The sequence below is a fragment of the Candidatus Culexarchaeum yellowstonense genome (genome assembly GCF_024707025.1).
GTDB lineage: Archaea > Thermoproteota > Methanomethylicia > Culexarchaeales > Culexarchaeaceae > Culexarchaeum.
The window spans coordinates 1-4684 of the sequence record NZ_JANGFQ010000181.1; the positions used below are offsets into that span (position 1 = coordinate 1).

General features: G+C 40.4%; 9 protein-coding genes. 7 read left to right on the top strand and 2 right to left on the bottom strand.

All coding sequences use genetic code 11. The features are described from left to right. Window positions 1-182, top strand: a 182-nt coding sequence (locus MRT15_RS10665; RefSeq protein ID WP_304330139.1) for a hypothetical protein, incomplete at its 5' end; no start/stop codon positions are given. A 208-nt stretch (window positions 183-390) separates the two neighbouring features. Here the strand turns inward: MRT15_RS10665 and MRT15_RS10670 are convergent. Then, window positions 391-753 carry an aspartyl protease family protein gene (locus MRT15_RS10670; RefSeq protein WP_304330140.1) on the bottom strand — a complete coding sequence of 121 codons (363 nt, stop codon included), beginning with the start codon at window positions 751-753 and terminating at the stop codon, window positions 391-393. Between the two features lie 53 nt (window positions 754-806). Between MRT15_RS10670 and MRT15_RS10675 the strand changes: the two genes are divergently transcribed. The 3 genes from MRT15_RS10675 to MRT15_RS10685 all read left to right on the top strand — a co-directional run bounded on the left by MRT15_RS10675 (window position 807) and on the right by MRT15_RS10685 (window position 1796). Then, on the top strand, window positions 807-932 hold the full coding sequence (locus MRT15_RS10675) for a hypothetical protein (protein ID WP_304330142.1): 126 nt from the start codon (window positions 807-809) through the stop codon (window positions 930-932). 35 nt (window positions 933-967) lie between these two features. Then, window positions 968-1123, top strand: coding sequence for a hypothetical protein (locus tag MRT15_RS10680; protein WP_304330143.1), 156 nt, complete (start codon window positions 968-970; stop codon window positions 1121-1123). 313 nt (window positions 1124-1436) lie between these two features. Further along, on the top strand, window positions 1437-1796 hold the full coding sequence (locus MRT15_RS10685) for an aspartyl protease family protein (RefSeq protein ID WP_304330144.1): 360 nt from the start codon (window positions 1437-1439) through the stop codon (window positions 1794-1796). On the opposite strand, the gene MRT15_RS10690 is transcribed toward MRT15_RS10685, so the two are convergent. Further along, a complete protein-coding gene (locus MRT15_RS10690; RefSeq protein WP_304330145.1) occupies window positions 1797-1967 on the bottom strand; it encodes a hypothetical protein in 171 nt (56 codons plus the stop codon). Window positions 1968-2483: 516 nt separating this feature from the next. On the opposite strand from MRT15_RS10690, the gene MRT15_RS10695 reads away from it, so the two are divergent. The 3 genes from MRT15_RS10695 to MRT15_RS12650 all read left to right on the top strand — a co-directional run. Further along, on the top strand, window positions 2484-2834 hold the full coding sequence (locus MRT15_RS10695; RefSeq protein ID WP_304330146.1) for an aspartyl protease family protein: 351 nt from the start codon (window positions 2484-2486) through the stop codon (window positions 2832-2834). A 1283-nt stretch (window positions 2835-4117) separates the two neighbouring features. Then, window positions 4118-4246, top strand: coding sequence for a hypothetical protein (locus MRT15_RS10700; protein ID WP_304330148.1), 129 nt, complete (start codon window positions 4118-4120; stop codon window positions 4244-4246). A gap of 263 nt (window positions 4247-4509) precedes the next feature. Next, the coding region (locus MRT15_RS12650) for a type II toxin-antitoxin system HicB family antitoxin (protein WP_369684938.1) at window positions 4510-4684 on the top strand (175 nt) is incomplete at its 3' end.

Genomic DNA, 4684 nt, shown 5'->3' on the forward strand with positions numbered 1-4684 from the left:
AGGAGGTATTAGATTATGAAAAGGTTCTTGCCGTAAGACTTAGTGAGGAAGTTAAAAAGGCTTTAAGAAAACTCGACGTTGACGATTCCATAATCATAGGAATTACAACGATAGAACTTGCAGGATTCATCCCAGATACAAACACAGGTAAACTGAGAAAAATCGAGACTTTCCTCTTCTAAACCTTAACCATCATGTAGATGACATGCTCAAGCCTACCATAACTGATGGGTTTGTCAACAGTTTCTGAATAGTTAACTTTAATTAATATATTTCAAGTTATGAGGGTAAAATGATGAACCTTTATGGAAAGGATAATTGTTCAAGGTGAAAGCCCTCCCCATGGTGATCATTGAGGGATGAAAGTTAACGCTAAACTAGAATGGCTGCTTATAAGGCTATTAAAGCTTCACTCCTTTTCACTTGCCTCGTTACAGGGTCAACTTCAAGGCCTAAGCTCTCAAGGGCATGAAGACCGAAGACGCTTTCATCACCTTCCTCAGCGAAGACTACAAGTGTTGGTGCTATTTCGCCTTCATATTCCACAAATACATATCCCACATCTCTAACAATGACTTCTCCCTTTATGGTTTTAAACCTACCCTTCCTAATGGGTTTAACACCAAGTTCCTCAAGAAACTTCCTCGGCAACCAAGAATATGCGGCTCCAGTGTCCACAAGTAAGCTTAGCTCACTCGATGCTGGGCTCGTCGGCAGTGCACGAAACCTCACATGAATACGAGTTTCACCCATAGCTACACCCCTCAATAACCTTACTTAGACTGATAATTAAAGCTTTAGGTAAAGTGTTTGAAAGGATCATGGTAATGTCGAATTATCATGAAACCACTTCTGGAATGTTTGAGGATGTTAGGAGAATTTTAGGCTGTGATAATGCGGATTTTCTATTTATAGATGAAGAGGAATTTTGAGATGTACTCGCCATTAGTAAGAGAGGGGGGAATTGTTGCTCTTCATGATATTGTTCCCGGAAAGCAATAATCCAGAAAATGTTGGTGGTGTGCCAAATTTTTGGAATGAAATTGAACATGGCTTTAGTTATGTTGAACTCGTCAAAGGCTGGAGGCAAAGTGGGTATGGTATAGGTGCTCTCTATGTGTAGTATTGCTGTAATAGGGTTATTTATCGAATGTGCCAAGCTTCGTCTTCCATTATTAAGTTAAAACTGGGATGAGAAAGTGTATCATTCAAATAGTTTGAAGAAGCGCGTGCTAAGGCGTGACTAAATCTTGAATGTTCCATTTGTACTCGTTTAGGGCGTAAATGACTAGTGCAATTGCAACTGTAAGCGACAACAATAACATTACAACTTTAATGAAGCCTATTTTGTTCGCGTGCGAGCTTACTCCGCGAAAATTCAAATTTACCCAACAGTTACCTTTTTTATCTGAAAATGTCACTTATAAGTGATCGTGATGTCTATGGGAATAATGCGTAAAAGGGTTAGACTCACCGGTGAGAAAGGAACACTTGAAGTCGATGCCCTAATCGATACTGGCACGAACAGACTTTTAATCCCTAGGGAAGTAGCTGAGAAGTTGGGCGTTAAGCCCATGTTCAAGGTGAAAGCTGAACTTGCAGATGGAAGTGTTAGGGAAGTTGATGTAGGACCTATATTTATCGAGATGATGGGAAGGGGTGCTCCAGAATGGGCAGCCATAATGGAGAAGGGCGAGGTCTTTGTGAGCGCTGAAACCCTTGAAACCCTAGGATTAGCCGTTAACCCTACGACTGACGAGGTATATCCAACAAGGAGGTTTGTTTGGAGGATATAATCACGCATAAGTGTAGCGAACATACATAGAGAGTTCATCCCCTGAAGTTAAAAGAAATGGTATAGCTCTTGCTTTGAGGACTAATAGGCCGCGCATCTCCCCATTTCCAACCCTACATTCATTTAGGATATGTTGATCCCCCTTAATCACATTATCATCTAGTGCGGACATGGCTTATCATGAGCTTAAAAATGTGATAGTGAACCTGACACAATTGAGCCTCTAGAAAACCTAGAAGATCTTAACTCTGGACCCCAGTCCTAATCTATAAAGCGCTTCTTCGAAAGAGGGGAGTCTATCTTATGAGGAAGGATTGTTGCCTTTCATGATATAGTTCCAGGACCTCCTGAAAATGTTGGTTGTTTGATGAATCAGATTTAAAGTACAAAAGTAAGAAGAGGGATGAAAGTTATGTTCTATTGATGGAAATGAAGTTATGGGGGCATGAGCATAAGGGTGGAGGACTCAATGTAAACCAAGTAAAGCTCTATGAAACCCAAACCCTTAAGGTTATCCACTAAAATCCGTCGTGAGGAAAGATATGGCAAAGTGTAGCGGGCCACCATCATTAGTTATTTTGGTGATGCCCCAAATTTAAGCGACATCTTCTGATATCGAAGGGCATGTTTTAGAGGGGAAAGATTTATCACATTAAAGTTCATAATCCTTCTTGGTGATTAACTGTAGATGGGCGAGACTCGCGTGAAGTTTAAGGTTTATAACGGTGAACGTTTCGCTGAGCTAGAGGGGTTTGTGGATACGGGGGCAACTTTCACGAAGATTCCGAGATCTGTGGCCTCTGAGATAGGGCTTCAGGTCAAGTACAAGGTTGAAGTCATGCTTGGGGATGGGAGGACTGTGATGAGGGGCCTAGCGCTGGGGGAAGTTGAGATAGAGGACATTAAGAGGCCCGTCCTCTTGGCAATTGGGGGAGATGAAGAGATGCCCATAATTGGATATACTACCCTCGAAGTCTTAGGCTTCAAAGTGAACCCAGTAACTGGAAAGCTTGAAAGGACGCCAGCCATAGAATTGTAGATGTAAGGATGTGGAAAATGGGGGCCATGATTAGGGAGTTCACATGCAGGCAATGAAACCCTCCCTAGAATTAGTATAGGGTGTTACAAAAGGGGGTTCTAGAGGTTGTTAGAATTCATGATGAGATTGTTTACGGCCGTTATGAGAGGAGAGTTGTGCAAGGTTTATTAACTGTGAATTAATGCTGAGGATGAAAAGATATCAGTTTTTAATCTGTTAATGAGAAAGAATGGTTTAAGTAATTTATTTTCATTCCTTCCTCGAAAATGATAGGAAAATTCTATAATTTCTTTCATTAATAAATATTAGCTGATAACGCCATTTTTGGGTGGCAGTTGTTTGTTGAAGCTTAAATATAGTTTTGAAGATGCATTCAGAATATGCCTTGAAAATGTTTGGAAAATGTTTCCACATATCCATGTGTATGCATGTAAGCCCATGTCCGCCTGGAAAACATGATCAAGCATAATTGACAATGCAATCTTTAAGTCTAACTATTCAAAAACACTTATTCATGATGATGTGGCTTAAAGCTCCTCTAATTCACTCTGAAAACTCATTTTTCAAATCTCCATATACGATCTATGGGACCTGAACCTAAGCATATGGTTGTGTGGAATTGATTTAAGTTTATGCTTAAATGAAATCCAAACAATTCCCATTCCGTTGAAGGAATGTTGAAGCTTTGTTGACTTCAACATTGGAAGAAAGGAAATAATATAATCGAATATTGATTAAAGAGGATTTGTTGAAGCGTTGAAATTCCTTCAACGTTGAAGGACTTAATATGGCTTCAAGCTCCACCAATTCACGCTTGAAATTCATTCTTTGCAGGGGGGGAATCCACAATTTTGACTCCAAAATCCCTGGAGGATTTGGAAATTTACAGCCACTGGAGAAATGGAAAATTGGAGAAAGTTTTATGTAGCTTCAAACTTCTCTAGTTCATGCTGGAATCCCATTCTCCAGAGATATCAATTCTCCAAAACATGCAAATTTTGGTTCCAATACATTTTTGGAGCCATATATGGTTCCAAAATGTCCATTGAGGGGGAGTCATAATAGTAGCTACACTAAGGGAATATGTGGAAGTTTTGGAGACCCTCATAAAGTTATATGAAGACCCAAGATTCAAAGCTTTGGAGAGGGAGATCCCACTACTCCCTAGGGAGGGCTTGAACTAATGTTAAATGTCGCTATGAACCTTGAATACAGGATTGAGGGGGTATCTGGGGGGAGTAAAGAAGACTTCAATAAAACCTATGAATCTTTGTTGAGCTTCAATGTCCAACAAAATTGTGGTTCCATATGCCAAATACGCATATTGTTACGATCACACTTTAATATTTCCCAAACCTCCAAGCCTCGTTGGAGAATGCTCACAGAAGGCTTCATGCTCCAACAGTTACTAGGGGAATCTGGAGAGGAGGATTTTGGAGAATCTCCAAGTCTCCAATACATATTTCAGGTCCATAGAAGCCAACCTATTGCGTAGGCATCTGACAGCCTTCCAGAGAGTTGAGTTGGCGAAGCCACTCCTAGAAATCAAACGTGAACTGGCAAGGCAAAGACAACTTCCCTTCTTTATAATTCATTTTATCCTGACATGTTCTATTATCCATTAGTATTTTAGTTCATAAGTTTAAAATATCTCCATTGTTAGAGTGTATAGTGTATGGTGAAGTTGAGGTTTGGTGTAGTTATAGAGAAGGATGAGGATGGTTATTATGTGGCGTATGTTCCTGAACTTCCAGGTTGCCATACTCAGGCTAGAACGTTGGATGAGCTTTTGGAGAGGATTAAGGAGGCTGTGGAGCTCTACCTTGAGGTTGAGGGGCCAATCGATGTGA

Excerpts from the sequence above, each read along its gene's own strand:
- MRT15_RS10670 (WP_304330140.1), bottom strand. The coding sequence starts at position 753 with ATGGGTGAAACTCGTATTCATGTGAGGTTTCGTGCACTGCCGACGAGC.
- MRT15_RS10685 (WP_304330144.1), top strand. The coding sequence starts at position 1,437 with ATGTCTATGGGAATAATGCGTAAAAGGGTTAGACTCACCGGTGAGAAA.
- MRT15_RS10690 (WP_304330145.1), bottom strand. The coding sequence starts at position 1,967 with ATGTCCGCACTAGATGATAATGTGATTAAGGGGGATCAACATATCCTA.
- MRT15_RS10695 (WP_304330146.1), top strand. The coding sequence starts at position 2,484 with ATGGGCGAGACTCGCGTGAAGTTTAAGGTTTATAACGGTGAACGTTTC.
- MRT15_RS10700 (WP_304330148.1), top strand. The coding sequence starts at position 4,118 with ATGTCCAACAAAATTGTGGTTCCATATGCCAAATACGCATATTGTTAC.